Annotated in this window: 3 protein-coding genes; all 3 read left to right on the forward strand. The window is 46.6% G+C overall.

Annotated features, from left to right (window positions below; genetic code table 11):
* Nucleotides 1-566, forward strand: a 566-nt coding sequence (locus QMD82_08280) for a hypothetical protein (GenBank protein MDI6851913.1), incomplete at its 5' end; no start/stop codon positions are given.
* Entirely contained in the window at nt 554-2,071 is a 1,518-nt protein-coding gene (locus tag QMD82_08285) for a tripartite tricarboxylate transporter permease (GenBank protein ID MDI6851914.1), read from the forward strand. The genes QMD82_08280 and QMD82_08285, both read left to right, overlap by 13 nt.
* A gap of 24 nt (nt 2,072-2,095) precedes the next feature.
* Entirely contained in the window at nt 2,096-3,043 is a 948-nt protein-coding gene (locus QMD82_08290) for a tripartite tricarboxylate transporter substrate binding protein (protein MDI6851915.1), read from the forward strand.
* Nucleotides 3,044-3,057 lie beyond the last annotated feature (14 nt).

The following is a 3,057-nucleotide window of genomic DNA, read 5'->3' on the forward strand; positions in this document are numbered from 1 at the left end:
AGCCTATCGAGCTATTCGCTGGGAAACCGCTTGAAACGTTCCGCAAAGCAGCCGAATTTGCAAGAAGCGTCTTTGGGGTTGCCGCCAGAACATCAAAAATAGTTCTCACCGATTCTTACCCGGCAGACATCGAAATGTGGCAAGCGTCGAAGGGGATATACTCAGCCGATCTTGTTCTTGAAGATGGTGGAGCTTTGATACTGGTTTCACCATGCTTCGAGGGGGTCGGGGCAGAATTTGGAGATCTCATAATCAAGTATGGGTATAAAGGCTTTAAAGATGTGAAGTTCCTCGTTGAATCAGGTGAACTGACAAACCTCATAGTTGCAGCACATCTCGTTCATGTGGGGCGTGTGATAAAGGATAAAGGGATTGGAATACTTGTCTCACCAGGCATTGAAGGTGGGATCGCAAGAAAATTAGGATTCATTCCGGCCAAGACTTTGGACGAAGCACTGAAAATAGCCGAAGCCTTAGTTGGTATGCAAGATATAGTTGTTTGTAAGTGTGGAGGAGAACTGCTCCCCGTGTTTGAAAGAGAGGAGGAGCCTACGTGGAAGCCTTAATGCAAACCTTCACGACAGGTATGTCTGTTGTGATTCGCCCCGAGAATTTACTTGTGCTCTCCGTTGGTATTCTGTGGGGCATGGTTTTTGGAGCTATCCCAGGGTTGACAGCAACAATGGGTGTTGCACTTGCCTTACCATTGACTTTCGGAATGAATCCATTTACAGGACTTATACTGTTGTCAAGTATCTACATTGGTGGCATATCTGGTGGTTTCATATCAGCGGGACTCCTCAACATGCCCGGCACTCCTTCCTCGGTCGCAACAACGTTCGAAGCCTATCCAATGGCTCAAAAAGGTAAGGCTTCGCTGGCTATGGCTTTGAGCTTGATGTCTTCGTTCTTAGGGGGCACTGTCGCTATTTTCCTTATGATTGTCGCCACCTATGCGCTTGCTCAAATCGCCCTGAAATTTGGACCTTTTGAGTATTTCGCGCTCGGAATACTTGCGTTTGCCGGTTGCATAGGAATGATGGAAGGCGGAATTTTGAAGAATGCGCTTGGCATAGTTCTTGGTCTGTTACTTGCCACAGTTGGTTCAGACGTATTAACGGGAGTGGGTAGGTTAACTTTTGGTATACCCGATTTGGTTGCAGGAATAGATATTCTTCCATTACTTATAGGCTTGTTTGGAATCTCAGAGGTGCTCTTGGCAATTGAGAGAAAGCTACAGAATGTCGTACCTGTAGAGGCTCGAAAAGCTCACATGGGTTTTAGTGTTGTTAAAGAGGCTTTGAGAATAATATTTCAACAACCTATCAATTTTCTGCGATCGTTGATAGTTGGATTTTCAATAGGGGTGTTTCCAGCCGTTGGAGGTGCTACTTCAAGTGTGATCGCGTACGGGTTAGCAAAGTCAGGTTCAAAGAATCGCGAGAAATTCGGAACAGGCATTCCTGACGGAATAATCGCATCGGAGACGGCAAATAACGCTACTATACCTGGAGCTTTGGTTCCCCTTCTTGCTTTGGGCATACCCGGAGATTCCGTAACCGCAATGATGATTGGTGGTTTCATGATCCATGGTTTGTTCCCGGGTCCACTTTTGTTCAGAGACAGCCCTCAGTATGCTTACACTATATTTGCGGCGCAACTGGTTGGGAACATCGTGATGGTTCTTCTTGGTATCTTATTGATGAGGTTTTTCATCTATACCCTGAGTGTAAGATCGTATTATCTGTTACCAGTAATAACGGTGTGTATGGTTGTGGGTGCCTTCGGTTTGTACGGCAGAACCTTCGACATTTGGATTGTCCTGGTTTCGGGAGTGATGGGTTACCTACTCAGAAAAATCGATTTCCCTCTTGTCCCGGTGATAACTGCTTTCGTTCTTGGACCAATAATCGAGAAAAGTCTGAGACAGGGCCTTGCTCTATCTGGAGGGAGTCTAAAGCCCTTGCTCACAAGACCTATTTCTCTGGGTTTATTAATAACAGCGGCATGTCTGTTTGCCCTTGGTTTGTACATCAACATCGTGGTTGCAAACAGTATGCGGAAATCCTGAATATCTCACTTGGAGGTGGTTTTCATGGCAAGGAAGTTGTTGGTACTTGTAGTTTTAGCTGCCGTTTTAGCGGTTGTAGTCCTTGGTCAAACTTATCCAGCAAAACCCGTAACTGTAGTTGTCGCCTATTCTCCTGGAGGAGCAAGTGACCTCACAGCAAGGCTCATCGCCGAGTATTGGAAGAAGTATACTGGACAAGAGATGGTCGTGACAAATGTTGTTGGTGCAGAAGGTGCTATAGCTGCGAGGCAGGTCAGAAATTCTCGTCCAGATGGTTACACGGTTTTGTGGTACCATGAGGCAATGCTTGGAAACTATTACCTCGGAGTTTGTGACCTAAACTGGTATGATTTCACACCAGCTTGTGTGGCGCTCAAGATCTCGACAGTTTCTGTCACGAGACCTGATATGCCGTGGAGAAATCTGAAGGATGCAATTGATGATGCCAAGGCAAATCCCGGAAAGTTTGTTTATGGACTTGGCACGGGCGGTGTTGCATACTGGGTCTTTGCGGGATTAAGCTCAGTTGCGCCCGGTGCGTGGCGTACAGTTCCATTTGAAGGGGGCGACACCCAGAGGGCAACGGCTTTGCTGGGTGGCCATATCGATATCACGATGGTTTCTGCTGCAGGAGCATGGTCGTTCCTTAAGTCCGGACAGTTGAAACCCCTCGCGGTGCACGATGAGGAAAGAAACCCACTTTTGCCGGATGTTCCCACAGCCAAGGAACTGGGATACCCAGATATAGTATTCCAACTGACGAATACGTTTTTCTTTCCGCCAAAGACACCCAGTGGAATTGTAGAGGAGTTCAACAAAATCATAGCAAAAATAGTTGCAGACCCTGAATTCCAGAAAAAAGCAGCAGAAATAGCAGCTGCTGTACCATATTTCAAGGCTGGCAAAGATCTTGAGGACTTCTGGAAGACCATGGATGCAAGGTATAAAGCTCTCTCAGGCGCTGTGAAGTAGAACAAGTAATCAGC

The sequence above is a fragment of the bacterium genome (assembly GCA_030019025.1).
In the GTDB taxonomy this organism is placed as follows: domain Bacteria; phylum Hydrothermota; class Hydrothermia; order UBA1063; family UBA1063; genus UBA1063.

Excerpts from the sequence above, each read along its gene's own strand:
- QMD82_08290 (MDI6851915.1), top strand. The coding sequence starts at position 2,096 with ATGGCAAGGAAGTTGTTGGTACTTGTAGTTTTAGCTGCCGTTTTAGCG.